General features: G+C 58.1%; 23 protein-coding genes and 1 pseudogene. 11 read left to right on the top strand and 13 right to left on the bottom strand.

Annotated elements, in window-relative coordinates; translation table 11 throughout:
- Positions 1 to 149 precede the first annotated feature (149 nt).
- From add to HS103_17765, 3 genes are read left to right on the top strand one after another with little or no spacing between them, the layout of a single operon-like run.
- Positions 150 to 1,256: an adenosine deaminase gene (gene add / locus HS103_17775; GenBank protein ID MBE7514649.1), complete on the top strand. Its 1,107-nt coding sequence runs from the start codon at positions 150 to 152 to the stop codon at positions 1,254 to 1,256.
- Positions 1,257 to 1,284: 28 nt separating this feature from the next.
- The gene (locus HS103_17770; protein MBE7514648.1) at positions 1,285 to 2,136 is read left to right on the top strand and encodes an MBL fold metallo-hydrolase; all 852 of its coding nucleotides are present in this window, start codon (positions 1,285 to 1,287) and stop codon (positions 2,134 to 2,136) included.
- Between the two features lie 54 nt (positions 2,137 to 2,190).
- Positions 2,191 to 3,147 (top strand): hypothetical protein, encoded by a 957-nt coding sequence (locus HS103_17765; GenBank protein MBE7514647.1) that lies wholly within the window; start codon positions 2,191 to 2,193, stop codon positions 3,145 to 3,147.
- Between the two features lie 100 nt (positions 3,148 to 3,247).
- On the opposite strand, the gene HS103_17760 is transcribed toward HS103_17765, so the two are convergent.
- The 3 genes from HS103_17760 to HS103_17750 all read right to left on the bottom strand — a co-directional run bounded on the left by HS103_17760 (position 3,248) and on the right by HS103_17750 (position 6,396).
- On the bottom strand, positions 3,248 to 3,814 hold the full coding sequence (locus tag HS103_17760; protein ID MBE7514646.1) for a hypothetical protein: 567 nt from the start codon (positions 3,812 to 3,814) through the stop codon (positions 3,248 to 3,250).
- A gap of 61 nt (positions 3,815 to 3,875) precedes the next feature.
- Entirely contained in the window at positions 3,876 to 5,603 is a 1,728-nt protein-coding gene (locus HS103_17755) for a HAMP domain-containing histidine kinase (protein ID MBE7514645.1), read from the bottom strand.
- A gap of 61 nt (positions 5,604 to 5,664) precedes the next feature.
- Positions 5,665 to 6,396 carry a response regulator transcription factor gene (locus tag HS103_17750; GenBank protein MBE7514644.1) on the bottom strand — a complete coding sequence of 244 codons (732 nt, stop codon included), beginning with the start codon at positions 6,394 to 6,396 and terminating at the stop codon, positions 5,665 to 5,667.
- A 75-nt stretch (positions 6,397 to 6,471) separates the two neighbouring features.
- Here HS103_17750 and HS103_17745 point away from each other — a divergent pair, with 75 nt between their 5' ends.
- The 5 genes and pseudogenes from HS103_17745 to HS103_17725 all read left to right on the top strand — a co-directional run bounded on the left by HS103_17745 (position 6,472) and on the right by HS103_17725 (position 11,035).
- Positions 6,472 to 8,256 (top strand): hypothetical protein, encoded by a 1,785-nt coding sequence (locus HS103_17745; protein MBE7514643.1) that lies wholly within the window; start codon positions 6,472 to 6,474, stop codon positions 8,254 to 8,256.
- Between the two features lie 177 nt (positions 8,257 to 8,433).
- Positions 8,434 to 8,838: a VOC family protein gene (locus HS103_17740; GenBank protein MBE7514642.1), complete on the top strand. Its 405-nt coding sequence runs from the start codon at positions 8,434 to 8,436 to the stop codon at positions 8,836 to 8,838.
- 309 nt (positions 8,839 to 9,147) lie between these two features.
- Positions 9,148 to 9,453, top strand: coding sequence for an SDR family oxidoreductase (locus tag HS103_17735; GenBank protein ID MBE7514641.1), 306 nt, complete (start codon positions 9,148 to 9,150; stop codon positions 9,451 to 9,453).
- A gap of 20 nt (positions 9,454 to 9,473) precedes the next feature.
- Positions 9,474 to 10,442 carry an aldo/keto reductase gene (locus HS103_17730; GenBank protein ID MBE7514640.1) on the top strand — a complete coding sequence of 323 codons (969 nt, stop codon included), beginning with the start codon at positions 9,474 to 9,476 and terminating at the stop codon, positions 10,440 to 10,442.
- Positions 10,375 to 11,035 (top strand): annotated as a pseudogene (locus HS103_17725) (aldo/keto reductase). Before HS103_17730 ends, HS103_17725 begins: the two are co-directional and overlap by 68 nt.
- 275 nt (positions 11,036 to 11,310) lie before the next feature.
- Here HS103_17725 and HS103_17720 read toward each other — a convergent pair.
- From HS103_17720 to HS103_17685, 8 genes are all read right to left on the bottom strand, one after another.
- Positions 11,311 to 11,571 carry a hypothetical protein gene (locus HS103_17720; GenBank protein ID MBE7514639.1) on the bottom strand — a complete coding sequence of 87 codons (261 nt, stop codon included), beginning with the start codon at positions 11,569 to 11,571 and terminating at the stop codon, positions 11,311 to 11,313.
- A gap of 374 nt (positions 11,572 to 11,945) precedes the next feature.
- Complete coding sequence (locus HS103_17715) at positions 11,946 to 13,043, bottom strand: beta-lactamase family protein (GenBank protein ID MBE7514638.1); 1,098 nt, start codon at positions 13,041 to 13,043, stop codon at positions 11,946 to 11,948.
- Positions 13,044 to 13,235: 192 nt separating this feature from the next.
- Positions 13,236 to 15,095 (bottom strand): family 20 glycosylhydrolase, encoded by a 1,860-nt coding sequence (locus tag HS103_17710; protein MBE7514637.1) that lies wholly within the window; start codon positions 15,093 to 15,095, stop codon positions 13,236 to 13,238.
- Positions 15,096 to 15,477: 382 nt separating this feature from the next.
- Positions 15,478 to 17,841: a DUF2142 domain-containing protein gene (locus HS103_17705; protein ID MBE7514636.1), complete on the bottom strand. Its 2,364-nt coding sequence runs from the start codon at positions 17,839 to 17,841 to the stop codon at positions 15,478 to 15,480.
- Positions 17,842 to 17,902: 61 nt separating this feature from the next.
- Positions 17,903 to 19,051, bottom strand: a complete 1,149-nt coding sequence (locus HS103_17700; protein MBE7514635.1) for a glycosyltransferase family 4 protein — start codon at positions 19,049 to 19,051, stop codon at positions 17,903 to 17,905.
- A 5-nt stretch (positions 19,052 to 19,056) separates the two neighbouring features.
- Positions 19,057 to 20,016, bottom strand: coding sequence for a glycosyltransferase family 2 protein (locus HS103_17695; GenBank protein MBE7514634.1), 960 nt, complete (start codon positions 20,014 to 20,016; stop codon positions 19,057 to 19,059).
- 661 nt (positions 20,017 to 20,677) lie between these two features.
- Positions 20,678 to 21,334 carry an SGNH/GDSL hydrolase family protein gene (locus HS103_17690; protein MBE7514633.1) on the bottom strand — a complete coding sequence of 219 codons (657 nt, stop codon included), beginning with the start codon at positions 21,332 to 21,334 and terminating at the stop codon, positions 20,678 to 20,680.
- Between the two features lie 47 nt (positions 21,335 to 21,381).
- Positions 21,382 to 21,852, bottom strand: coding sequence for an NAD(P)-binding protein (locus HS103_17685; GenBank protein MBE7514632.1), 471 nt, complete (start codon positions 21,850 to 21,852; stop codon positions 21,382 to 21,384).
- Positions 21,853 to 21,936: 84 nt separating this feature from the next.
- Here HS103_17685 and rpiA point away from each other — a divergent pair, with 84 nt between their 5' ends.
- The gene (gene rpiA / locus HS103_17680; GenBank protein MBE7514631.1) at positions 21,937 to 22,656 is read left to right on the top strand and encodes a ribose-5-phosphate isomerase RpiA; all 720 of its coding nucleotides are present in this window, start codon (positions 21,937 to 21,939) and stop codon (positions 22,654 to 22,656) included.
- Positions 22,656 to 23,066 (top strand): hypothetical protein, encoded by a 411-nt coding sequence (locus HS103_17675; protein MBE7514630.1) that lies wholly within the window; start codon positions 22,656 to 22,658, stop codon positions 23,064 to 23,066. The genes rpiA and HS103_17675 overlap by 1 nt, the downstream gene beginning before the upstream one ends.
- Before the next feature lie 29 nt (positions 23,067 to 23,095).
- Here HS103_17675 and HS103_17670 read toward each other — a convergent pair whose 3' ends face one another.
- On the bottom strand, positions 23,096 to 23,659 hold the full coding sequence (locus HS103_17670; GenBank protein ID MBE7514629.1) for a TetR/AcrR family transcriptional regulator: 564 nt from the start codon (positions 23,657 to 23,659) through the stop codon (positions 23,096 to 23,098).
- A 2-nt stretch (positions 23,660 to 23,661) separates the two neighbouring features.
- Entirely contained in the window at positions 23,662 to 24,045 is a 384-nt protein-coding gene (locus tag HS103_17665) for a DUF4260 family protein (protein ID MBE7514628.1), read from the bottom strand.
- 379 nt (positions 24,046 to 24,424) lie between these two features.
- Here HS103_17665 and HS103_17660 point away from each other — a divergent pair, with 379 nt between their 5' ends.
- Entirely contained in the window at positions 24,425 to 25,465 is a 1,041-nt protein-coding gene (locus HS103_17660) for a rod shape-determining protein (GenBank protein MBE7514627.1), read from the top strand.
- Positions 25,466 to 25,555: the final 90 nt, after the last annotated feature.

Below are 25,555 nucleotides of genomic sequence, written 5' to 3'. Positions count from 1 at the left end.
CATTTACCCTGTTGCTGCCCGCTCAGCACACGGAAGGGGGGAGAGGGGGAAAACCTTCCCTATCGCTGTGGCGAGGTGCTAGTGCGTAAAGCCAGCACGCCTATGCTCACGGTGGTACAATTTGTTCTACCATCTGCAAGGGGACTATTGTGCCAGATTTACGCGCCACCATTGCCGCCATGCCCAAGATCGAACTCCACCGCCATTTGGAGGGGTCGATTCGTCTGACCACCCTTGCCGAGGTTGCCGAACAATACGCCCTAGATGTCCCCTCCAACCGCGCCGAGTTACTGCGCCCCTATGTGCAAGTGATGCCCGGCGCGCCGAGGACTGCCGATCATTTCCTCTCCAAGTTTGCCGTTTTGCGGGGGTTTTACTGCGCCCCAGAGGTCGTTTATCGTGCGGCGCGGGAGGCGGTGGAGGACGCCGCCGCCGATAACATTCGGTATATGGAACTGCGCTTCACCCCAAAGGCATTGGGACGGGCAGGGGGGTTCACCTTTCCCGATGTGGTTACGTGGGTGTGTGATGGCGTGCGCGATGGCATGGCTGGACGCAGTATTGAGGTTCGTCTGATTGTCGCCGTGAACCGCCACGAGAGCCTCAGCGACGCCGAGGAATCGATCCAAGCGGCTCTCGATCAACAGCAGCGCGGAATTGTCGCCGTCGATCTGTGCGGGCAAGAGCGCGGGTTTCCCGCTGCGCCCTTTCGCAATCTGTTTCGGGAGGCACGCCGCGCCGGAATGTTTGTCTCCTTGCACGGGGGGGAGTGGGATGGCGCCCACAACATTCGCTATGCGATTGAGGCGATGGGCGCACGGCGGATTGGGCATGGGGTCAGGATTTTTGAGGATGAACTGACGGTTGCTCTGGCGGCGGAAATGGGCGTTGTCTTTGAGGTCTGCCCCACCAGCAATATCCAGAGCGGCGTTGTCCCCTCGCTGAAGGACCACCCCATCCAGCGCATGATGGCAGCCGGCTTGCGGGTGACGCTGAACACTGACGATCCGGCGATCTGCGATGTGACGCTTAGCGAGGAATATTATCGGACGGCGATAGCACATGGCTGGACACTAGACGTTCTTCAGAGTCTGACCCAAACGGCAGCAGAGGCGGCATTTCTTCCTGAGATGGAACGTGCCGCCCTCATTGAACGTATTCAGATAGCAAGCCAGCAGAGCGATCATGTGATAGCCGATGAAGGGGGCAATCTCGCCCCGTCTGCCGATAGAGGAATACCTGAACACACAGATTAACACGCAACAGACGTGATATGATTCACCTATGATTCACTTAGGCGCTTTCCAACTCTACTTTCTCACCGATGGCACAGTTCATGTCGATGCCGGCGGTCCCTTTGGGCTTGTCCCGCGTGCGCTTTACCGCGATTACCTTCAGCCAAACGCGGAAAACCAAATCCCCATGACCCTGACCTGCCTCTTGATTCGGGCGCACGGGAAGCTAATTCTCGTGGATACGGGCTTAGGCGATAAGCTGACCGATAAAATGAAGGAGAATTGGGGGCTGCTGCGCAGCGAGACCCTTCTGGAGGGGTTAGCGCGGCAAGGGGTTGCCCCTGACCAGATCGATATGGTCATTAACACGCACTTGCACGCCGATCATTGTTCGGGGAACACCCTCTTTACCGCCAAGGGGATTGAGCCGACCTTTCCCAACGCTCACTATTACGTGCAGCGGCGAGAGTATGAGGACGCCACCCACACGAATGAACGGACGCGCAGCACCTACTACGAGCCGAATTTCCAACCGCTGCTTGACTGTGGGCAGATGACCTTATTGGATGGGGACACCGACATTTTGCCCGGTGTGCGCGGCGTTGTAACGCCCGGTCATACGCCCGGTCACCAATCGATCCTGCTCAGCAGCGAGGGGCAGCACGCCTTATTTCTGAGCGATTTGGCAAGTTATATGATTCACTTCGAGCGGCTTAGCTGGATGACGAGCTACGATACCGAGCCGTTGGTGACTTTAGAGACCAAGCGAAAATGGCAAGCTTGGGTGCTGGAACACCGCGCCTTGCTGATCAGCCAGCACGATCCAAAGGTGAAGGCTGGGTATCTCTCTCAAACGGGAGAGCGCTATCGAATCACCCCCACCGTCACCGCCCATGATTAACCATCATAAACCCTAATAAACCCTGACGAACAGCGAAAAGGACGTCCCCCTATTATGGCAAGAGATGACAAGCGCAGCCCAATTGACGACATACGGATGAATACTTTTCGGGCGATGCTGAGCGATGCTTTTTTCACCGCACCGAGTGCAATCACCATTGGCTTGACGATCATTGCTTTTTTTTCCGGTATTCAGCTTTTTCCGGGGATGGCAAACTGGTTGTGGTTGGCAATTGGGGGGGTGATCGAGGTGATCTACCTTGTGGCGACGCTGACCGATCCGAAAGCACGCGAACAGGCGAACTTGCGCATCCTCAAAGAGCAGTTCGACCCCGGCGATATTCGGAATCTCTATGCCCGCCAACAGTTGGTGAAGGCACTTGAATACAAGCGCATCATTGATGAGTTCGTTGGCAAGCAGAGCAGCGCCATGCGCGTTGCCCTTGATGACACTGCCAGCCAAATCAACGACTGGATCGAGAGCATCTACCGCCTTGCCAAGAGCATCGATACCTTTGAGTCGAATCCGATCATTGAGCGGGATCGCCGCCAAGTGCCAACGGAAATTCAGGCGTTGAAGCGCCGCTTGAGCCTTGAGGAAGACCCCACCGTAAAGGCAGAATTGCAGCGGGCGTTGGAGATTAAGGAATCACTGGCGGGGGACTTGAATCGGGTTGCCGCCCTCGTCAAGCGCATTGAAATCAAGATGGATTCGACCATTGCCCAACTGAGCGCCGTCCACGCCAAAATGCAGTTGATGGATGTGAAGGAACTCGATAGCTCTGGGGCGCGGCGCTTGCAGGATCAAATTCGCAACGAGGTTGCCTCGCTGGAAGACATGATCGCCGCCATGGACGATGTGTATTCGCACACGGAGTATGGCATCAGCAACCTTCCCGCCGATTCGCGCAGCCGCTCAGACCGCCTTGCCGAACAAGCCGATCAAACTGGCGCCGAAAGCCTCGGTGGGGCAGAGGGTGCGGCAAAGCGTGGGGCAGCCGGGCAGGGGTGAGCGCCTCCCCTGACGCCCGCCCCTTTTAGCTCCTTTCAGCAACTGAGAGAGGGGCATAGCCGCCCTACCGGGGTGCGGGCGAATTGGGCTTTCGCCTGATTCACTCGTTGATCACCGTCACTTCACGGCGGAGAATGATCTCTGGACGCAGCCCGGCATAGGCGCGGGTGATGTTGAGCATATAGCGCCCCGTTTGCCAAAGCCCGCCCTCGCCAACGCCATCCTGTTCATTGAAGGTGAGCGAGATCGTCGCCACCCCCGAACAGGCGAGCGCGTTCACCTGATCACAGGTGATCGTGTGGCTGTGGGCGGCAACAATCCCCCCTTGACCATCAGTCACATCAGCGCGGATCAGTGTCGGCGGAAAACGCGGACCAATGCGGTAATCCCATGTCACATCAAGCAGCACAACACCATCACGGGCAATGAAGATCGTGCTGCCAACATTGCTTTCCCCAATCTGCCGAGCATCTTCAGGGATGGGCGTCGGGGTGGCATCGCCCGTCAGGGGGAACGGGGTGGGGACCGTCACCGCTGATCCGGTGGTGCGGATGGTGATGGAAACGGTGCGCTGGCGCAGGAAGGTCATCGTCAGTTCAAAGGCAAGTACACCACAAACAAGGACGCCAATGAGCAGTCCGGCGCGTTTCATCATAGCAGGATTCATGACGGTTGGTGATCTTTCGTGCAACTTGTGATGCTGTTTACGAGAGATCGTAGCACACCGCTCAGGTTAACGGGAAGTGGACGGTGAAGATTGTCCCCCGCCCCAGGGTGCTTTGGACGTGAATCGCACCTTGATGAAGTTCGACCAGCCGTTTGGTGATGCTCAAGCCTAGCCCGCTCCCATCGCGTTTCCAGCCATCGGGGTGGTGCTGCCGCGAGCGATCTGCGCGGTAGAAGCGATCAAAAATATGGGGGAGCGCGTCGGGGGCAATGCCTTCGCCCTCGTCGCTGACTGCCACAATCATAGCGCCCTCGCCCACGCGCCCAGAAAGGGTGATCGCATCGCCCGGGCGGGTGTGGCGCAAGGCGTTATCGATCAGGTTGCTAATGATCTGCCGCAAGCGGGAGGGGTCGACATCCACCGTCGGAAGGGCGTTGGGAAGGTCTAGACGCATCGTGCGCCCTTCCGATTCCGCCGCTGTTGCCCAAAAATCGTGAATCGAACGGAGAAAGTCACCCATGGGGACATTCTCCCGTTGGAGCGTGATTTGGTCGGCATCCATCAGGGAGAGCAAACGGAGATCGTCCACCATACGGCTCAACCAACCGACTTCCTCGCGGAGCGCGGCGGCGGCTTCGGTGGGCGTTTGGTAGCCGGCTTCAATCGCCTCAATTTCTAACATCATCACCGAAAGGGGCGTGCGCAAATCGTGGGCAATATCCCCAACCATCTGCCTGTTTAACTTTTGCTGGCGAGTGATCTCCCCTGCCATGCCGTTGAAGGCGTCCGTCAGATCGCCAAATTCGCCTCTTGCCCCGCGCTCGATAGGCGTATTCCATTCACCCGCCGCCAACCGCCGGACGCCTGCCATGAGGTGACGGAGCGGGGTGCTGATCCGCCACGAGAGAATCACCCCAAACCCAAGCGCCAAAAGTCCGCTGATCAGGGCTGCCGCCAGCACCCCGCTGCTGATTGCCCCCAATGTCTCGCGCTGCGCCTCGCTCATTGCCCCAAGCGCCATCCCCACCGCCACCCGCCCAACAAGCTGTCCACGAACATAAATGCCCGCGCCGAGGAAATTGGGGTCTTCCAATGAGCGTCCAATGTAGGGAGCGGCGTTCGGTGTCGTGGCGATGATCGTCCCTGCTGTGTCTAAGATCAAGAGGGCATCAGGCGAGAGCGCAAAGGGCTGCCCTATCCCCCCGCCGCGTCGATAGGGAGGCTGCCCGCCGCCGCCCATTTCGCCCATACCCGGAAGGGGATTCATCGGTGGGTTCACCGGCAGGGCGACGCCCTCTCCGCCTGGAAGGGGTGTTGCCCCCCCATACGGTGGATTTCCCACCCCTTCGCCAAAGGGGTTCTGGCTTGGTGGGGCAGTCCTAATACCGCTCTCGATGACAACAATGCATTGCGGCAAGCCGGAAGTGATGATTAGGGCGAGGGATTCCTTCAGGGTATGTCCAACAGGGGGCTGCCCCCCTCCAGTTTCAGGACGGAGGCGGCGTTCGCTGACGACGACGACGCTTGTTCCCTCTCCGGCAAAAATGCCATTCAGTCCCGTCCATGCCCCAAAGGTTTCGTAATAGGCGCTGAGACAGGGCATGACGTTATCCATGTATTGGCGAGCATCCGCCCGCACAAGAACATCAAAGCCCCGCGCTGCCACCCCTTGCGCTACGCTTCCTATCACGACAACGGGAACAATCACCAGTGGAAGGTAGCTCAGGATCACCTGCGCGCGAAGGCTTCGTAATGCCCGCCCAATCTGCGCTCCAAGGGGAAGTTTCATACCGCACACTTTAGCCTAAGCCCGACGCAGCGGCATCGGGAACACGGACGATCCGCCATAGTTAGGGATTCGAGGTGGGCGCTTCCTCCGGCGAGGATTCATCCCCAAGACCACCAAACCGGTAGCCAACGCCAAAGACCGTCTGAATATAACGGGGGTTTGCCGTATCCCGTTCAATTTTCCGCCGCAGGTTGCGAATGTGAACATCCACCGTCCGTTCATAACCAGCGTAATCGTAGCCAAGCGCCTCATTGATCAGGCGTTCGCGGCTGAAAGGGACGCCCGGCTGACGCATCATTGTGTAGAGCATGTCAAATTCTGTCGGGGTCAGGTTGATCACCACCCCATCGCGAGTGACAGCGCGGCGCGGCGGGTCGAGCAGCAGCCCCTCATGGCTGATCGGGCGATCTTGGCGGACCAGATCGCCACTGGCACGGCGCAGCAGAGACCGGATGCGGGCGACCACCTCGCGCGGGCTGAACGGCTTCGTGATGTAATCATCTGCGCCAATTTCCAACCCGATGAGACGGTCTGTTTCCTCGGCACGGGCAGTCAGCATAAGGATGAAGGCATCGGAGCGCTGGCGGATGAAACGACAGACATCCAAACCATCCATATCGGGGAGCATCAAATCGAGGACAATGACCTCTGGCTTTTCGCTCCAGACAGTCTGCAAGCCTGTCCGTCCGTCATCCGCCCGCAGCGCCTCGAAGCCAGCATCTTCAAGAAAGCGGGCAAGCCATCCGGCTATTTTAGGTTGATCTTCAATGATCAGTACACGAGTCTTTGGCATACCAAAAGTGTAGCATAGAGCCGTGAAGAACTCATGAAGGTTTGGTGTAGACGGTTTGCGGTACAATGGGTGACGATGTTTAGCGAAAAACCTTCCCCCACGCCTTTCAACGTTTATAACCACACGCGCCCGGCGTCGCCAGAGGTGTTTGTTGGTCAGGACGACGCTTTCGCTCTGATTCGCGGCTATCTAGCGGGGGGGGCAGTCCCCTGTGTGCCGCTGCTCATAGGCAGCCGAAAAATTGGCAAAACGTCCATCCTGCTGAACACCCCCGCCCACATTGAGCGGCGCTACCTCCCCGCTTACCTTGATCTGGGCGATATGGCGGAGGTGTGGTTTGAGGTGAGCGATGAAGAAGCTCTGGTACAGGCACTCCATGAACGGCTGACTTATGTTGGAGCAGAGGCTGTGGAGCGAGCCGCGAACGGGGTGTTTCGTCCGCCGCCCCTGCCTTCGGTGTTCCCCACCGACCCCCACCAATGGGCGGCATGGTTCGTTGAGACCTATTTCGCCCCCCTTGTGACGGTGGATCGACGGCTGCGGCGGATTGTCTTTCTAATAGATCGCCTCGATCAGCGTGAGGGGCGCTACCCGCTGCCCTCAGCATGGATGGCGGCGCTCTCTGAGGCGCTGGGAGAGGATGAGCGATTGGCTTTTGTGTTCGCCGTTGATTCCGACGCTGAGCCAGCGCTGATGGATTTCCCCCTTGCCGCGAATCCACTGCTGCGCCTGCGCTTAGCGCCGCTCTCCGATGCGGCGGCAAAACGCCTGATCAGCGAGCCTGTTGCCTCTCTCTATACAGTGACGGACGACGCTCTAGAGGGAATCTTGAGTATGGGGGGGGGACACCCCTATCTGCTGACGGTCATAGGTGATCAGCTTTGGGATCATTCCTTTGCCCGCAACCACAGCGCTGATATAACCCTTGCCGATGTAGAAACAATTCTCCCTCATGCCATTTTTGTTGCGGATGATTTTCTGCGCGAGACATTGACAACGGCAATTCCCTATGGCTCACTCGCCTTGCACACGCTCAGCACGCTGATCCAAGCGAATGGCGGGCTGCCCGTCACCCTAGAGGCGATTCGCGGGTGGCTCTTTGCCCAAATGGATACCCCTCCCGATGACGCCGAGATTGCCGCCACCCTTCGTGCCTTAGAATATGGAAACATCGTCCGCACGCCAAAAGCGGGGCATTACACCTTCGTTGCCGGACTCTATCATATCTGGTTACAGCGGGAGTCAACGGGGGCGCCGCCCACCACACTCCCTGCGGATCGCCCCGAACCACGCCGCTTGATCGCCCCGCTGCTGCTCATGGCGCTCATCTTGATTGGGGCGGTGTTCGTCCTCTTTCGTGTGGGGGGAATGGAGGCGGGCATCAGCAGCGAAGCGCCAACCCTGACTCTGCCGCTTGATGTGCAAGCGACGCAGCGTATGCTTGGACTAACCCAAACGTTCGTCGCCCTGCCCACAGCGACGGTGACCAACACAGCAACCTTCACCCCCACCCATACCTACACCTTCACCCCCACCCGCACAGCAACGGCAACGCCTTCTCAAACGGCGACAGCATCCCAAACACTGACCCCAACAGCAACCTTCACCGTCAGCCAGACGGCAACGCCTAGCCCCACCTTCACGCCCAGTCTAAGCTACACACCGTCTCAAACGGCAGCGACCACCGCTAGCCTAACGCCAACAGCCACCGCCACGATGAGCCTTACCCCAAATCCAACGGCAACCTTCACGCCCACTGCCACCGCAACCTTCACGCCGACTGCCACCGCCACGCCGCCGCCATCGGTGACGCCGCCACCCTTCCCCACCGGGCAAATTTTGGCGACGCAAGCGCCCTGATTCAGCCTCTCAACGGATCGTCTTGTCTGATCATCTGTGCGAATTTTGAGAGGCGCTTTTGGGGATTATTTTGGTGCGATTTCCCTTCTATTTATCGCAAGATTCCCCTTGACTCGCCGCGCCTTTCCGTGATACAATTGTTCTGTAATCGGCACACACGATAGGGAGGGTTGGTGAGTGCGTTTAAAGCTGCATAGTACCCGCCTTTTGGTGAACGATGTAAGTGCTTGTACCCGCTTTTATCGGGATATTTTGGGCTTTGGCGCCCGTTTTGATGAGGAGGGCAGCGTGTACGTTGAACTTTCCGCAGGGGATACCTTCATTGCTTTGTATGATCGGCGGATGATGGCGGAGGCTGTTGGGAAGGGAGACGAACCGGAGATGAGCGCCGGAAAGGATCGCCTGCTGCTCTCTTTTGAGGTGAATAATGTCGATGAGACCGTGCGCGAGTTGGAAGGCAAGGGTGTGGCAATGATCGCACCACCAACAGATCGCCCCGTGTGGGCATTGCGCACCGCGCATTTTTGTGACCCCGAAGGGACGCTGATCGAGATCAACCAGCCGCTTTCAACGGGCGGGTAGCGTCCGGCGAGGTCATTGTGTAGGGGCGCATCTGCTGCGCCCACCCCCTGTTTTCCCCTCTTTACCCTTTATTGGCGCATGTGTAAAGTCCACCTTAGATTAACGGTTCAATCGTTCTACAATCTGCGGTAGGATTTCTGGTGTTGGCTTGGCTTGTTGGTATTTATTGCAGTACCCTCACTGGTTGGACTGCAACCAGCCTTCTTACAAGAAGGACGGGCGTCGTTCGTTTCCCTTGATCGCCACCGCCTGCCCATCACCAAGTATATCGTGATAAGCGGGGCTGTATCGGATTCTGGCGCGGCGTATATGATGTCCAAGCGTGCCAACACCCTGCGTGTCCAGTATGCCAGCGTGGAATGGGGGGATCGGGGCGCACGCCTCAACGCGATAAGTCCGGGCATCATCTTAACGCCTCTGGCAAAAGAGGAAATGGAAGGTCCGGGGCACGAACGGTATCAAGCAGTGATCAGAACATCGGCAGCAAAGCGTGTTGGCACGACGGATGAAATTGCGTCTGCCGCTGCGTATCTCGCCGAAGCCAATTTTATCACCGGGAGCGATTTGCTCATCGATGGGGGTGTCATCGCCGCTATGCGTGCTGGTCGTCTGTAATTAAAAGGAGAGCAATTACCATGCAAACACGTCAACTTGGAAACAGTGGTCTGGAAGTCTCGGCGCTTGGTCTGGGCTGTATGCGAATGACCTTCGGGGATGCGCCGATTGGTACTCGGCAGGAGATGATCGAATTGCTGCATGCGGCAGTGGATCGGGGCATCACCTTCTTCGACACGGCGGAAGTTTATGGTCCATTCACCAACGAGGACTTGGTGGGTGAAGCACTGGAGCCATTTCGCGGTCAGGTCGTGATCGCTACCAAATTCGGGTTCAAACACGATGGAGAAAAGGGTCCCCATCCGTCTGCGGGTCTCGACAGTCGTCCCGAACAGATTAAGCGAGTGGCTGAAGCGTCGCTCAAGCGCCTTCGGGTTGAGGCGATTGACCTGTTCTATCAACATCGTCCCGACCCAAACGTGCCGATTGAAGATGTTGCCGGCGCGGTGAAAGACCTCATCCAGGAAGGCAAGGTCAAACACTTCGGGTTATCAGAATCCGACGCGCCAACTATTCGCCGGGCGCACGCTGTTCAGCCCGTCGCGGCGCTGCAAAGCGAGTATTCCATCTGGTGGACTCCTATCGAGGCAGAAATCCTGCCCACCTGTGAAGAATTGGGCATTGGTCTGGTGCCGTACAGTCCGCTGGGGCGGGGGTATTTGACCGGAAAAATTGATGAGAACGCGACCTTTGCCGAGAACGACATCCGTGCACGCAACCCGCGTTTTACGCAGGAAGCGATGAAAGCCAACCGAGTGGTGGTCGATCTGCTGGAGCAGATTGGTGCCGAGTATCAGGCGACACCAGCACAGATCGCGCTGGCGTGGTTGCTCGCTCAGAAACCCTGGATTGTGCCGATTCCGGGCAGCCGCAGGATCGAACGCCTGAATGAAAACAACGGCGCGGTGAACATCGCGTTGACTGACCACGATCTCGCTGAGATCAAGACCGCTATGGCAGCGATTTCCGTCGTGGGTCATCGCTATTAGAGCCGTCGAACGCTCCTTGCAACGTCTGCAATTGGAATATCTGGATTTATTTCTGATTCATCGACCCTTTGGCGATGTTTACGGCGCATGGCGAGCGATGGAAGACCTGTATCGAGAGGGTTGGATACGCGCCATCGGTGTGAGCAACTTCTACCCGGATCGCGTCATGGATCTGATCGTACACAATGCGGTTGTGCCGATGGTCAACCAGATTGAAACCCATCCATTTCATCAGCAAATCGACACCCAGAAATTCTTGCAGAACAACGGGGTGCAGATCGAATCCTGGGGGTCCGTTTGCCGAAGGCAAGCACAACATTTTCCAAAACGACCTGCTGCGTTCCATCGCGGAGAGACACCACAAAACGGTGGCGCAAATCATTGTACGCTGGCTGACGCAGCGCGGTGTCGTGGCAATTCCGAAGTCCGTTCGGAAGGCACGGATCGAAGAGAACTTCGATGTGTTCGATGTTGAACTCAGCGCTGAGGATATGGCGGCAATCGCCACGCTCGACACCAAGACCAGCAGTTTCTTCGATCATCGTGACCCGGCAATGGTGAAGCGGTTGGGTCAAGCCAGACTCAACACATAAGCAAGATCAAGCTAGGGTAAACGCATCAAAATTTGGATGACCTATTGAGACATGCCCTGAAATATAGTAGGACTTACGCAGTTGAACCTGTTTTCCCTGTATTCATCGAAAGGGGCAGTTTGAGGGGACTTCCCCTCAAAACCTCTTTTCCCCCTTCTCCCTAAGGGAGAAGGGGGTAGGGGGATAAGGGCAAGTGCGTAACTCCTATATAGATTGAGGTTGAAGTCGAAATGGCATACACCCTCATATTTCAGGGCAATATGGCTCACGAAAGATCAGAAGTAATTTGATGCGTTTGACCCGCTTACGAACACGTTGAAGAAAGCCATAGTACGCTGCATCGCCGCAGTAAAGTTGGTAGAAATGTTGTGGTTATCACCTTCATAGATATACAGCCCATAGGATTGCCCTACATTCTGAAGCTCCCCAGCAAGGGTTTCAGACCAAGCTATCGGGACCACTTCATCTGTGGAACTGTGGTGAAGTCGCCAAAGAACCGAGGGGTCTAGGATTGCTAAGTTTCGAGCTTTACTCACACGCTTTGACCGCAAAGTGGCGCACGTTTTGGCGGCTCATCACATTGCTTTTGCTCTCGTCAATCTGCGCCACATCTTTGCGCATAAAGTCTGCATCAGTTCGTAATCATTACAAGTCATTTCAAAACCCCACCCCTTGTCCCTCCCTATAAACAGATAGAATTTGTTCATCCTCTTTCCCCGCAAGCGGGGAAAGAGGGTAGGGGGATAGGGATTTTTGAAATAAATTCTAGTATATTTGGGGAAGACTCATGCTATTGAAAGTGTGCTTCCCATTTTTTTGTTTGGTATTTGCTGAAATAAGAGGATAGCGACAACGACTCACCGATCAGCGCCGCCCCTCTTGTCGGGGCGATCCCCTGTGGTCGCCTGCCTCACCCCAACGCCTCGATCAGCGCATCGTGAAAACGGGGACGGAAGGCGAGAATCGCCGTTTTGTCGCGCCCGAAGAACACGTTGTTCGTCAGCAGCGCAGCAACAATTTTCCGCCCGGGGTCTACCCAGAGCGATGTCCCCACAAACCCTGTATGCCCATAGCTTTCTGCGCTGAAAAACTGCCCGCTGCTTGACCCCTCCGCGCTGCGCATCATCCAGCCCAAGCCGCGATCCGCGATCTGGTGTGTCGTTGCCTCCCGCGCCAAGCGTTTGCCAATGAACCCGCCTCCTTCGGAGAGGTAAATTTGCCCCAATGTGGCGCAGTCCGACGCCGTGCCGAACAATCCGGCGTGTCCGGCGATGCCGTTCAGTGTCGCCGCGTTTTCATCGTGAACTTCGCCCCAGACGCGCCGCCCACGCCATGCCTGATCAAATTCTGTCGGCGGGACATTCTCCGCAATTTTGCCAAAGCGGGCGTCCATCTCCAGCGGACGGATGACGAGGCGATTCAGGGCGCTTTTCAGCGGCGCATCGGTGATTTTCTCAATAGCCAAGCCGAGCAGCATAAACCCAACGTCACTGTAAACCACCCGCGAGCCAGAGGGGTAAGCAAAGGGGGATTCGAGGATCATCTGGCGGCGCTCTGCCTCCGTCGCGGCAAGGCGGAGGTTCACCCACGCGGGCAAGCCGCTGGAATGGCTTAACACCTGCCGAAAGGTGATGGCGCTGGCGTCTACCGTCTCTGTCGTGGGGGGGACAACGCTCACCATCTGACCGAGATTCAGCGGATCATCGTAGGGGCGAATGGGACGCGCCCCGCTGAATTCGGGCAAGATATCGCTGAGGGGGGTATCGATCTTGACCCGCCCCGCCTCTACCAAGCGGAGGAACGCCGTCGTGGTGAACAATTTCGTGAGCGAGGCGAGGTCAAAGAGGGTGTCTTTCTTCACCGGAGCGCCGTTCAGTAGATCGCCCTCGCGGTCTGTGGTGCCGAATTGGGCGCGGTAGATCACGGCGTTGCGGTGGCGGATTTCGACGGATGCTGCCGTATAGACCGCCCCAAGCGAATCAGTGAGCAGGTTTTGTAAGGTGTGCATGGTTTTGTGTCTTTTTACGCCAGCGAACTACAACGAGATTGAAAAAGAGGAATCATGAGGACATTCGGCATCCTCGGCGCTAACGCGAACAGGCGGAACGTAGGGTTTGGGTTCCTCTCATCGTCGCCTAGTGGTCGTTTTAGCGCTAGGCGACGACTTCTTTCCCGCCCCAAAGTTAGAAGGGTAGGGGGATCACTCGTATTCCCCAAACAGGCGCATCAGCCGCGCTGTGCTATCACCGAGGTTTCCGGTGCGGTTGCGTGCCATCCACTGCGCAGCATAATCGGAGAGCAGGCGTCGTAAATCCGTCGCCATGTTCTCTAGGGTAATGGAGGGATCGCCAGCAGCAAGCAGCAGCCGCTTGCAGCCGTGTTTCCACAAGCCAATGGCGACGCGGTATTCGGGAAGTACCAGTGGGTCGGTGGGGCGGGCATTTTCCAAACGGGCGGCAAGGCGATCCACTTCCCACATTGCGGCGCGAATCTTTGCCGGAGAGACGGCGGCGGGCGCGGTCATGCCGGCTGCCCAGGGCTTTGTCCGAATATCGTCCAAGCGGTTGAACAGCGCCCGCACCATATGCGCTCCATTCAGATGAGGTAAATCGTCAGAGAGAAGGTAGGCATTGCCGAGATCAAGCGCCAATTGCCCCATAACCCGCGCCTCATCCCGAAAGGCATAGGCATCCAGCGCCGCCGCAAGGTTGATCCCCAAGTTCGTTTCCACCCCCCACGCCAGCGCTGCACCATAGGCAAAGCCGGCATAGCTGACGGGAAGGGGCTGCCAATGCCCGTAATCGCCCCAGTCGGTGATCAGGTAGCCGAACGCACCGTGCTTTTTGCCGTTTTCGGCGGCGTTGCGGAGGTTGCCAAGCATGTTGTCCGTCCGCCCGATCAGGCTGAGCCACGAGGACGTACCTGGACAGACGTAATACTTTAACCCGGCTTTGGCAAACTTTTCGCCATCGGTGTCAAAGGGGTGACCCGCCTCATAGCCCCACTCTAGGGGAATCGAATCGGCGGGGAGTTCGCTGATCAGTTCGGGGTGATTTTTGATGATGTCGCCCCAGAACATCATCGTCCGCCCGTGTTTTTTGACCAGTTTGTAAATTTGGAGCAGAAAATTGAGGTAGACACGCCCTTTCCCCTGCGCCTTGATCAGATCGGCGCTGCGCCCCTGACCGAGGTCAAAGGTTTCATCGCAGCCCACATTGAAATAGGGACTGGTGAAATGGGGGAGAAGTTCCTCGTAGAGTCCGTTGATCAGGTGGATGCTGCCCGCCACCGCCGGAGAGATGGTGAAGGGGCGGGGCGTCAGGAACAGCGCCCAATTAAGACCTTCAGGGACTTCTGCCAGTGGGCGGTATCTATCGTGCATTAGCCAGCGGTGCATATGCCCAAAACTATTCTGGTTGGGGACGAGATCAATGTAGCGTTCGCGACAGAAGCGATCCAACTCCATGATCTGCTCACTGGTCATAGGGGAGGCATGTTCCCAGACGACAGGGTGAGCGCGGTAGGCAAAGGTATGTTCGGTGTAGAGTTGAATCTCGTTCACCTTCCAACCTGCCAGCATATCGACCAGCGCGTAGAGAGTCTCCATCGTCGGCACTTTGTCGCGGCTGATGTCCAACATGACGCCACGCCGTTGAAAGTCGGGGTAATCCTCAATGTTTAGACAGGGGAGTTTGCGCCCAAACTGTTCGATTAGTTGGATGAGCGTACAGACGCCATACCAGACCGATTCAGGGCGTTCGTCGCCCGTGATCACGATGTGCGAGGGGACAATCGAGAGTTCATACCAAGGGGTTTTGGCAAATGTCCCACCGTAGTCGAACTGCATCAGATAGACGCCGACCTGTTCGGGCGGCAGCGCTGTGTTGACGACGACAATATCCCAGTGCAAGCCAATCTTTTGGAGCGCCGCCCGCAGCCGTTGAGCGCTAAAAAGGTATTCGGTATCCGAGATGGCAATCAGTTTTTGCCCGGTGATGATATGTTCGCCCGGAGCATAGGTTAATTTTTGAGGTTGGGGGAGAAGGATCAGATCGCTCATTTCGGCTGAGTCCGTTCGTAATTATACGTGCCTGACCATTCTAACCAGAATCGGGCAAAGCGGCATAGGGGAACTTGAAAAAGACGCGGCGATGTTGAGTTCTCTCCGAGAATAAGGGCGTGGGGCTAAAGCCGCCGTGCTAGGGCTGACCACTCCGTTGGGGCTTAAAGACAGAACCTCTATCCCCCCTGCTCCCTTTCCTTGCAAGCAGGGAAAGGGGGCGAGAGTCCCTGTCTCTGTTTACGAGGTGGGGGCAAGCTCCGAAGGGGTGATTAGCCTTAGCCCGCTGCTTTAGCGCTCCTGAAGGGATTACACCCTCAACAGACTCTAGTTACCGGACAAACTGTTTAACGTTGGGCGGGGGTCACCACACGGGGGCGCCCTACGGGGACGGGAGGATTTTAAAGCGTGCCAAACTGACATAATCTTCTGCCTGTCCCCCATCGGGGGTGACGATACGCAGACGTTGGAAGGTTTGCGCCTCGCCTGGAAGGTATGCTCCGGCGACGATCTGCCATGTTTCCGGCGGGGCGTCGGGGCGAATGGTTAGGGTATGCGTATCGCGGATGATCTCTCCCTCCGCCCATGTGGTTGTTGGGCGCGACCATCCGGCGGGCATGGCATCGCTGGCGGCAAACACATTCGTCGTGTTCGGCTGGAGAAGCTGAACAAAGACGCGGTAATCGTTCGTCAGCGGGCGCAGCCGTCGCCAATAAAGCGTCACCTCGACAGCCTCGCCCGCCGCCGCCGTTAGAGAGGACGGATTTACCTCATAGCCAATCAGTTCGATTTCGCCGCCAAAATTGACCGCCATTGGGTTGGGCGTTTTCGCGCCTGCCGTGCGGGGGTCTAGCCGCCCCGTGCTGATCTGTACCCGCGTTGCCTCGCTGGGTCTGCCAAAGGCGGGCTGAATGTGGACGGGCATTCGCTCGCCCGTTTTCAGGTCATAAAAACCGAGAAAAAGCCGGATGTTATTCAAGCCGATGGGGGTTGGGACATAGGCGTAGTCAGGGATTTGAACGGCGATACGGTTGCACCAGCGGCGCTGTGGGCTTGTGGAAAGGAGAGAAGTTGCCCACAAGCCCTGCCCAGGATAAACATCCCGTTGGGCGAGGATGACGCCGGAGAGCGTTTCAACATGGACAAACAGACTCCAATCCCGCGTGAGGTGAAAGCCGGGGCGGATGGCAAAGGTGGCGCAAAAGGTGACATATTGCCCCGGACGGGCAGCCTTGAAATTGCCAGAATAGCGCAGTTCAATGGCGGGGGCGGTGCTGCCCGGCTCTCGAAAGGTTGCCGTGTTGAAGGTTGAGGCGGGTGCGACAGCGTAATAATAGGGAATGGCTTCCCCGGCATAGGGGTCGTCATAGGCGCGGGCAATGACCAGCGGGGCAAAGATAGCGGTGACGGCAAACCACCAGCCCGCCACAAAGCCGATGCGCCAATGGAGCAGCGGAGTCAAACGCCCCAACCCCCACAGCCCCACTGCCAGCCAAAGGCTGAGCGGGGCAATGGCGCTGAACATGAGCCGCCCTTGTGATGCCCATGTTTCGCTCGTCCAGCGCAGCAAACCGAGGAACAAGACGGCAATCCAGCCCACCGTTAGGGCGCGTCCGAATAGAAGCGCCGACCTCCCCGGTGCGGCGATCTCGGTCAGGGTGTGCCGACTGACAATACCCACCGCCAACACGCCCCCAACGGCGATCAGCGCGATCAGGTTGAATCCGGTATAGAGCGCATCGGGAAGGGGGACATTGACGCCGCCGAAAAAGCCCCAATAGCTCATGAGGAAGGTGTGGCGCTCTGCCCATAACTGGGCGGCGTTCGCCGGAATGGGACGCGCCCCAACGATTTGGATGAACACATTTAAGCCTGTGGGGTCGCCATAAAGCTGCCAATTGCGCAGATACCACCAGCCCGCGATGAGGATCGTCAGCCCGCCAGTGACCAGCGCGGCGCGGAGGAAAAAGCGGAGATCACGCCGCCGCAGCGCCAACATCCCCAGGGCAAGGGCAATAATCGGAAGCAAGAAGCCAATGTTGAACTTTGCCAGCATCCCCGCGCCAGCGAGGACACCGAGCCAAATTAATTCGCGGAGGGTGGGGAGATCGGTGCGTTTGAGGAGGCGGACAATCTGGACGAGCAACGCGGCAGCGAGGGCATTGGCAAGGTTGTCGTTGTTCACGCTGCCACTGATGAACAGAAACATGGGGTTGAAGGCGGTGAACACGCCGGCCAGCAGGGTTAGCCAGGGGGGAAAGGATGGCGGGGGAAATAGTTCCGCCGCCAGACGGTAGGTCATGAGAACAGTCACCGCGCCGAGGAGGACGGACAGAAAGCGTGCCAAATGCACCGCCAGCGCCGTCCCGCGCCAGGGGAACCCGCGCACCGCCGGGTTGTGGATGGTCATGTTAGCGTTTTCGTCAGGGACGATCACGCCAATATCAGCGTGGGGGTTGATGCGCCTGACGGAATCCATGTCAGAGGTATCGATCCAGCCCGTGAGGAGTGCCGCCATCATGTAATAGAGGGGTGGTTGGCTGCCCTCCTGACGCCACGTCGTCGCAACGCCCGGGGTCTGAAGGGGCAGCCCCAAACTGTTTTGCGCCATGTAGCGCACCATGGGGTAATGCCATAGTTCATCGGACGCCTCGAAAACAGGCGTAACAATGCTGTAGAGTGTGGCAAGGGCAAGGTAAGCAGCAAGCAGAGCGGGCAAGGGGCGTTTTAGGAGACGATTCATCATTCGAGGTTCTATGCCTTCAGGGTTGTTCGGAATTCGCATGATGGGCGCGAAAGAAAGCGAATCATGTGACTGTCTCGGCAAAGAGCGCCGCCGTTTGTGCGGCAATCGATTCCCAACCAAAACGCTGCGAAAGCACCCTTGCCCCCGCGCCCAGGCGGGAGCGCAGATCGGGATCGGCGGCGAGGGTGCGCAGGGTAGCAGCGAGGGCGGCGGGATCATCGGGCGGGATGAGGGTGACGTTTTCGCCATTGTGTAGTTCAGGCAAGACTTTGCGGGGGTGTGTGGTGACGATGGGGCAGCCGTGCGCCAAGCCCGCCATGAAACTCCCCCGACGGTAGGAAACGCCATCGCTGTAGGGCAAGACGAGGGTATCGCAGGCATGGAGGTGGGCGCTGACCGCCGCCTCGTCCACAAACCCGGTGCGGATCACACGCTCCCCCAAGCCAAGCGCGGCAATTTGCCCATCGATGGCATCGGCGATAGCAGCGTTGGCGGCATCGCTCGTCCCTGTGCGCCCGCCAATGAGCAGCAGACGGAGATCAGGCACGCCCGCCAATGCGCCGCGCACGCCGTGTAAGAGGGTGTCCATCCCTTTGGTGGCGTTCAGAAAGCCGAAATAGCCGACAAGGAAGGTCTGCGGGGGAGTGTTCAGACGGGATCGCCATGCCCCCCGATCATAGTCTGGCGGGGGGGAATCGGGGATGTTTGAGCCAATTGGGATCAGACGTAGGTTCTGGCAGCCCGCTGCGCGTAACGCCGATTCATCCGCGCCATTCGTGGCAATCACCGCCGCCGAGCGCCGCGCCAAGAAAAAAACCGCCCGTTGGCGAAGCCCGCCCGCTTTGGGAAAAAGGTAAGGGGGCAAGAGATCGTGAAAGGTGGTGATGAGGGGAAGGGAGGGCAGCCAGAGTGGGGCGAGGTTCACCGCGCCGGACATGCCGAACGCCGCCGCCTCGTATTGGAGGTTGACCACCGCCGGAGCGATTTTCCTGAGCCAACGCCCGACGCCGCCGCTGAGGAAGGCGCGATTCCAGTTCTGTACGCGGGGGTGATGATGAATACCGCGATCCGCCGCCCCCGCCGCCCGCTGATCGGTGAGGATGTGCGGCTCATGCCCCGCTGCCGCCAGCGCCCGCGCCAGTTCCCGTGTGAACGCGCCAACGCCACCTTCCATAGGCGGGTATTCCCCCGTGATCATGGCGATACGCACGGTGGCTACACCCCACTCAGAGCGCGGATGACCTGCCAATAGAGGCGGACACGCTCCCGCCGCAAGGGGCGTTTATGCCCCACCAGCCCCTTCAGCCCCTCTAGAATGACCTGCTGCCCGTAAATGAGGATCAAAAAGGTACGCAGAAGCCACGCGGAGGGTCGTCCGTGAACCTTGCGAAAGTAACGAATCTTGCTCTGCTGAAAGTAAACATGGCTGGCAGCGCGGACTTGTTCGGTGCTGCGTCCGCCGTGATGGATGATCCGCGCCGCGCCGAGGTAAGCGACGCCCCATCCGGCGGCACGGGCGCGTTGGCACCAGTCCATTTCCTCGCTGTACATGATGTAGCCTTCGTCTAGCCCGCCGATTTGGGTGTAGACCTCGCGCCGCGCCATGAGTGCCGATCCCTGTACCCAATCGACTGCGCCGGCTGCCTCGTCGGGGAGATCGCGGACGTAATAGCGATCCAGCAAGCGGCGGGGGGCAAAGGGTTGCAGCCAAGTACTCTCGAAAAACGCAGTCAGCAGCGTTGGGAAGCGCCGCCGCGTCGATTGATGGCTGCCATCGGTGTTCAGGGTTTGCGGTCCGACAATGCCAACGGTGGGATGCGCCTCAAGGTAGGCGGTGAGCGTCTGAAGCGCCGCGCCGAGGATGAGCGTATCGGGGTTGAGCAGCAGCAAAAAGCGCCCTCGCGCCGTTTGCAAGGCAAGGTTGTTCCCCCGTGTGAAGCCGATATTTTCTGCATGAGGAAGGTAATGAACGGCGGGATAGTCGCGCTCGATCATCTCGCCTGTGCCGTCAGCGCTCGCTGAATCGACAACGATCACCTCGACGCGGAGGGGTGGATCCTCCACGCTGCTGCGGATGGACTGAAGGCAAGCGCAGAGATCGTCACGGACATTCCAAGCGACGATCAGGATAGAGAGATCGGGCGTTTCCGGCGCGGTGTACGGTTGAATCGGCATGGGAGGAATTGTACCACAGCGGGATTTATTCGCGGGGGGGTGGAAAGGCAGCACAAACAGCCCACCCCGCGTGGGGGTAGGCTGAGTGTGGGTGTTTCGTAGGGGGCAGCACCCCGACGGGCGACATTCACCGCTGGACGAACTCGGTCTTGCCGTCGTTCCGCCTCCCTACCCCCCCTGCCCTCTCTCCTTTGGGAGAGGGGAAGTCGGGCTTGGTGGCTACTTAGGCGGGCTAGGTCGCTTGGAAAGGTGCTGGCGTAACCTTTGGGAAGGTGATACCGTTCGGTATGCTTTTTGGGAACGAAACAACACTGCGCAGTGTTTCGGGAGAGAGTATAGCACAAAAGTTCTACAATAGCAAGGGTGAGGTTTAAGGGGAAGGGTGCTTGTTTTTGATCAACAATTCTGCGCCGCGTGGCGCTGTCGCTTGGTTGACATTATTCATGCCATACTGCAATTCCCAAGAGGATACGGCAGCAAACTGATACAAATAAAGTCCGCCTGGATCAGGCGGTCAGGTGCTAACGTAGACCGTTGGGTCATGCGCAGCCTGAGAAGCCGCTGCTATGGCGCGGGGCTTCGCAAGAAGCCGCCTGCTTTAGCTGACGGAGTAGGTCACTATATTGACGCCCTGTAGGGTGTGGACGCCCAGGGGGCGTCCCTACAGACGGAAGTTCACGGCATTTAACAAGGCGTTGGCAATTACGGCATGACCTGCTGGCGTGGGATGGATTTTGTCTTGTGACCAAAAGGTGGGTGGCGTACTTGCCAAGACGCGATCCCAGGCGTCCTGCGTGCGCACCATGACCGCCCCAAACTCCCGCCCGATCAAATCAACCACGCGCCCATAGACATCCATCAGTTGGCGCATTGGGTTGCTTTTCGTCGGCTCAATCATGTACGGAGTCAGCAGGATTAGGTTCGCCCGTGTTGCCTCTCGCGCCCGTTGGAGCAGCCCGCGTAAAACACGCTGATACTCGTCAATGGGGACGGCTTCGCCGGGGGTGCTGGTGAAGTGCCGCCAGACATCGTTGATCCCGATCATCACCGCCAACCAATGAGGGCGTTCGGCAATCACATCCCGTTCCCACCGTTGGGCAAGGTGACGAACGGTATTCCCGCCCACCCCTTTGTTGATCACCGTTAGGTTCAATTCCGGGTAGCGGGCAATCAGAAACGCCCGTACCATGCTCACATACCCATTTCCGAAGGGGGCATCCGCCCCCGTCCGGTTGGCATCGGTGATGCTATCACCAATGAACACAAGGCGCTGATGCGCTTTGAAGATAAGGGGGTTTATGACGTTTAGTTCGCTCATGCCGTTGATCGTAGATCATTCCCCCCTGCCGCGCAAGATCGCCGTCCCTACCGCCGCTTGGTGAACGCTCCCCCGCGCAGGGAATCGCCTGCGAACCACAGTCCGGGCAGCACGCCGTTGACTGATTCCGGTGTCACCAGCACATCAGGAATCGCGTAGCGCCATTGTTGCAGATCGCTGAAATCCGGCGTAGTCAGGTCAACCCCAAGCAGTGCCAAAGTTAACGCCGCAATCTCCTTCAGGTTGTCCTCTTTATCCCGCTCATCCTGCTCAAGGCTGTATGCCGCCCCCATCTGGACGACGAGCGCCGAATAGCCTACCGGTAAATGTCCGGGCTTGTCGTGTTTCAGATACTGCGCCCCATGATCAATGTAGGCGCGTCCGGCGGGCAGATTGTGCCAGCGGGTCGCTGCCCGCCCACTTAGCCCCCGGCTTTTCTCGAAGATCACCACATCGCGCTTTCCCGCACTGGCAAGCGTATAGGCGGCGCTCAATCCGGCAGCCCCCGCCCCAACAATGGCTAGTGTCGTAGAACTTAGATTCTATCTTTGCGTAGAGGGATGATAAAATCGCACGCATAAGGGAGTCTAACACACCACATAATGGTTATGATCGATGATCTCAAAAAACAGGCGGGGCAGGCCGCTGCCGAATCCGTCCAATCGGGGATGCTGGTTGGCTTGGGGACGGGTTCAACGGCAATCTGGGCGGTGCGCCGCATTGCCGCCCGCCTCCAGAGCGGTGCGTTGAAGGATGTCACCGGTGTCCCCACCTCCAAACAAACCGAATCGGAGGCAAGAACCCTACGGATTCCCCTCTTGCTTGAGGATGACCTTGGGAAACAGCGCATCGACCTGACCATTGACGGCGCAGACGAGATCGACACGGCATTGAATCTGATTAAGGGGGGCGGGGGAGCGCTGCTGCGCGAGAAGATCGTCGCCACCCTCAGCAATCAGGTGATCATCGTCGCTGACAGCACAAAGTATGTCCCTCAGTTAGGGACAACGTGGGCGATCCCCATTGAGGTCGTTTCGTTTGGCTGGCATGCTACTGCTGAGCGCATCAGCCGCTTGGGGGGAATCATTGCCAAGCGGATGACCGCCCTCAACACACCCTTCCTCACCGATCAGGGCAATCTGATCCTCGACTGTCGGTTTCCTCCACTCAATGATCCGCGCCGCCTTGCCGAAAGGCTTAAAGGGATTACCGGCGTCGTAGAGCATGGCTTGTTTCTGGGCATGACAACAACGGTGATTCTTGCCGGACGCGATGGCTTGACAACGCTCACCCCACCACCCAAACCAAACGAGGTATCCTAATGGCAAAGACGACAAAACGTGCCCTCGCCGCCGATGGCGAACTGCACGATCCGCTGCCCCTGCACAACGCCCCTGAAACTATCTACTGCATCCATTGTGGCGGGGCGAATCATCCCTCTGCTCGTTTTTGCCGCTCGTGCGGGGATGAACTTGCCACCCAGGAGGTAGAGGCTGAACTGCACTACCCCTTGCGGGGAGCGGCGAAAGGCAAGACAGACAAAGCAAAAACACCCGATACGGTAAAAATCCGCCAGCCGCTGACGCCCCCCGAAATGTTTATGGAGATCGTCATTTTATTGGTCGTCATTGGGGCGGTTCTGTTCCTTGCCCAAACGCAATCGTCATGGCTGGCGGTTGCGGTGATCATTGGGTGGGTGGTGGGCGTCATGGCACGTTATGTCGTGGATTGAACAGCCCATTACGGTGAACAGGGATCAGATCACGCCTTTGCCACACCAATCAGGTAGGTTTGGACGGCAAATTCAAACGCCTGATCGAGATCGCCGCCGCGCCGGAACTGCCCGGCAAGTTCGAGGCTGATGAACCCGTGCAGCAGCGAGAGAAGCCCCCGCAGCGCCGAGAGCGAATCTGCCTCCCCGCTGATTTGCGCGATACATGCCTGTAAGGGGAGCGCCCCCTGTTCGGCGGCGGCGGCGTCGATCTGCGTATCGGGGGCGTTCGCGCTGAACGCCATGTGGTACAGCAGGGGGTTGGCATGGGCAAAACGGCGCTGCGCCCGCGCCACGCTCAGCATGGTTTCGGGGGGGGGCTGCCCCTCGTCAAGAGGCTTCATCAGCGCTTCAAAAAGCGCCGAGAGCGTCGCCGTATTGACCGCCTTCAGCAGGGTATCCTTGCTAGGAAAGTAGCGGTAGAGCGATGGCGCTTTGATCCCCAACCCCGCCGCCAAGTGCGCCAGTGAGAGCGCCTGGCTTCCCTCAAGGGCGATCATCTCCGCTGCCTTTTGGATGATCTGTGCGGCGTTCACTTGCGAGGGATAAGGCATAGTTACAGACGTTCCATATGTGTCGCTTTGAATTCCCGCCCATATTTTAAGCCATACCCCACCGCCCGATCCATCCCAATATGAGCAAACCAAATGAGGGCAATCTGCACTCCCAGTAGAGATTCCCCTATGAGTGACCCAAACAAAAGGAACGATGGCAGGGCAAACGTGTGGACGAGGTTATAGGTGAAACTTCCTAAGACAGGGCTGCGCAGGTAGCCAAGCATTCCCATATCTGGCACAAGGAGCAGCGCGATAAATAACAGCAAACTCCCCCGCAGGTGCGCATAGGCGGTGACAGCGGCAAGGAACAACAGCAGCCCTTCGCTGTGCAGCAAAAGGCGCGGGGCGCTCAGGCGCAGCAGCGTTGCAGGGGTAGGGGTCATGGGAACAGCCTCCAATGAAAACTATTGACGATAGTCTTTAAAACTAATTATAATAGTCTTTCGTGTGATGTCAAGGGTGAACGCCCACGCGCCTTCCTACGGGGCTTGGAAATGCGCCCTACCCCCCGCCGCGCCATCTCCCCCTTGTCTGCAAAAGAAAGGGGATAGGTCGGGGAGGGGGGGGGTGTGATGATGAATAGTTCAGCAAAGAATCGCGCCGTTTTGAACATTCCGCACACAACAGAGTATAATGCGCCGTTGGCTTGGTTATGTTGGTACACTACCTTAGTGTTGTTAGGCTGAACCCAGACGCGCCCACCCCGGAAGCAGCGGCACGCATCGCAGGAGTTTATAACCATTGGTTAGCCCGCTGGATTGGTTGCTTGGACTGTTCTCGCTCGACATTGGGATTGATCTCGGCACGGCGAATACCCTCGTCTGTGTGCGCGGCAAGGGGATCGTGATTAACGAACCTTCCTATGCGGCGATTGAAAAGAAAACCCGTCGCCCAATTACCTATGGGCAAGAGGCAAAGGAGATGGGCGGCAAAGCACCTTCCCATATCCTTGTTGTGCGCCCCCTGCGCGATGGTGTGATCTCCGAATTTGAGATCACCGAAGGGATGCTCCATTACTTCATCCAAAAAGCTCACGAACAAAGCTGGGTGCCAATGCCCCGCCCGCGTGTCGTCGTTGGGATTCCAAGCGGCGTCACTGAGGTGGAAAAACGTGCCGTCTACGATGCGACAATCAGCGCTGGCGCACGGGAGGCATTCCTGATCGAAGAACCCGTCGCCGCTGCCATTGGCGCGGGGCTGCCCCTCCAAGAAACGCGGGGGAGCATGGTGGTCGATATTGGGGGGGGGACGACGGAAGTTGCCGTGTTCTCCCTCGGCGGGATCGTGATCAGCCGCTCCATCCGCGTTGCGGGCGACGAAATGGATGAAGATATCATCCAATACATGCGCTCCAAACACAGCTTGCTCATTGGCGAACGCACGGCTGAACGTGCCAAGATGGAGGCTGGGTCGGCATACCCGCTCCCAGAGGAACGCACGCTTGTCCTGCGCGGACGCGATCTCGTCTCTGGCTTGCCGAAAGCGGTGGAGGTCAGTTCGATTGAACTGCGCGAGGCGCTGGCGGGGTCGGTGGAGGTCATTGTTGATACCATCCGCGATGCACTGGACGAGACGCCCCCCGAACTGATTGCCGACCTCATGGAGAGCGGTATTTGCATGGCGGGTGGGGGCAGCCAATTAAAGGGCTTGTGCGAGCGCGTCGCCAACGAGATCAAGGTGCGCGTGTGGCTGGCGGAAGATGCCATGACCTGTGTGGCACGCGGGGCGGGGCGCATCTTGGAAGATTATGATAACTTACGCAGTCTGTTGGTTGGCTTGGAGCGGGGCAGCACGCAGCATTAGGGGCTTTTGGCACAAGAGGGCAACCAAGGCGATACGCCGCAACCTTCAGAAGGGAAACCCGGATGGGGGAGAAGTGACCGAACCAGGGTG

The sequence above is a fragment of the Anaerolineales bacterium genome (assembly GCA_015075625.1).
In the GTDB taxonomy this organism is placed as follows: Bacteria; Chloroflexota; Anaerolineae; order Aggregatilineales; family UBA2796; genus UBA2796.
Note: the sequence above shows the minus strand (reverse complement) of the source record. Positions and strands in the feature narration are given on the sequence as shown.

Excerpts from the sequence above, each read along its gene's own strand:
- HS103_17665 (MBE7514628.1), bottom strand. The coding sequence starts at position 24,045 with ATGACCCCTACCCCTGCAACGCTGCTGCGCCTGAGCGCCCCGCGCCTT.
- HS103_17675 (MBE7514630.1), top strand. The coding sequence starts at position 22,656 with ATGGCAAAGACGACAAAACGTGCCCTCGCCGCCGATGGCGAACTGCAC.
- rpiA (MBE7514631.1), top strand. The coding sequence starts at position 21,937 with ATGGTTATGATCGATGATCTCAAAAAACAGGCGGGGCAGGCCGCTGCC.
- HS103_17735 (MBE7514641.1), top strand. The coding sequence starts at position 9,148 with ATGATGTCCAAGCGTGCCAACACCCTGCGTGTCCAGTATGCCAGCGTG.
- HS103_17750 (MBE7514644.1), bottom strand. The coding sequence starts at position 6,396 with ATGCCAAAGACTCGTGTACTGATCATTGAAGATCAACCTAAAATAGCC.
- HS103_17705 (MBE7514636.1), bottom strand. The coding sequence starts at position 17,841 with ATGATGAATCGTCTCCTAAAACGCCCCTTGCCCGCTCTGCTTGCTGCT.
- HS103_17670 (MBE7514629.1), bottom strand. The coding sequence starts at position 23,659 with ATGCCTTATCCCTCGCAAGTGAACGCCGCACAGATCATCCAAAAGGCA.
- HS103_17760 (MBE7514646.1), bottom strand. The coding sequence starts at position 3,814 with ATGAATCCTGCTATGATGAAACGCGCCGGACTGCTCATTGGCGTCCTT.
- HS103_17770 (MBE7514648.1), top strand. The coding sequence starts at position 1,285 with ATGATTCACTTAGGCGCTTTCCAACTCTACTTTCTCACCGATGGCACA.
- HS103_17745 (MBE7514643.1), top strand. The coding sequence starts at position 6,472 with ATGTTTAGCGAAAAACCTTCCCCCACGCCTTTCAACGTTTATAACCAC.
- HS103_17715 (MBE7514638.1), bottom strand. The coding sequence starts at position 13,043 with ATGCACACCTTACAAAACCTGCTCACTGATTCGCTTGGGGCGGTCTAT.
- HS103_17765 (MBE7514647.1), top strand. The coding sequence starts at position 2,191 with ATGGCAAGAGATGACAAGCGCAGCCCAATTGACGACATACGGATGAAT.
- HS103_17710 (MBE7514637.1), bottom strand. The coding sequence starts at position 15,095 with ATGAGCGATCTGATCCTTCTCCCCCAACCTCAAAAATTAACCTATGCT.
- HS103_17695 (MBE7514634.1), bottom strand. The coding sequence starts at position 20,016 with ATGCCGATTCAACCGTACACCGCGCCGGAAACGCCCGATCTCTCTATC.
- HS103_17730 (MBE7514640.1), top strand. The coding sequence starts at position 9,474 with ATGCAAACACGTCAACTTGGAAACAGTGGTCTGGAAGTCTCGGCGCTT.
- HS103_17690 (MBE7514633.1), bottom strand. The coding sequence starts at position 21,334 with ATGAGCGAACTAAACGTCATAAACCCCCTTATCTTCAAAGCGCATCAG.
- HS103_17755 (MBE7514645.1), bottom strand. The coding sequence starts at position 5,603 with ATGAAACTTCCCCTTGGAGCGCAGATTGGGCGGGCATTACGAAGCCTT.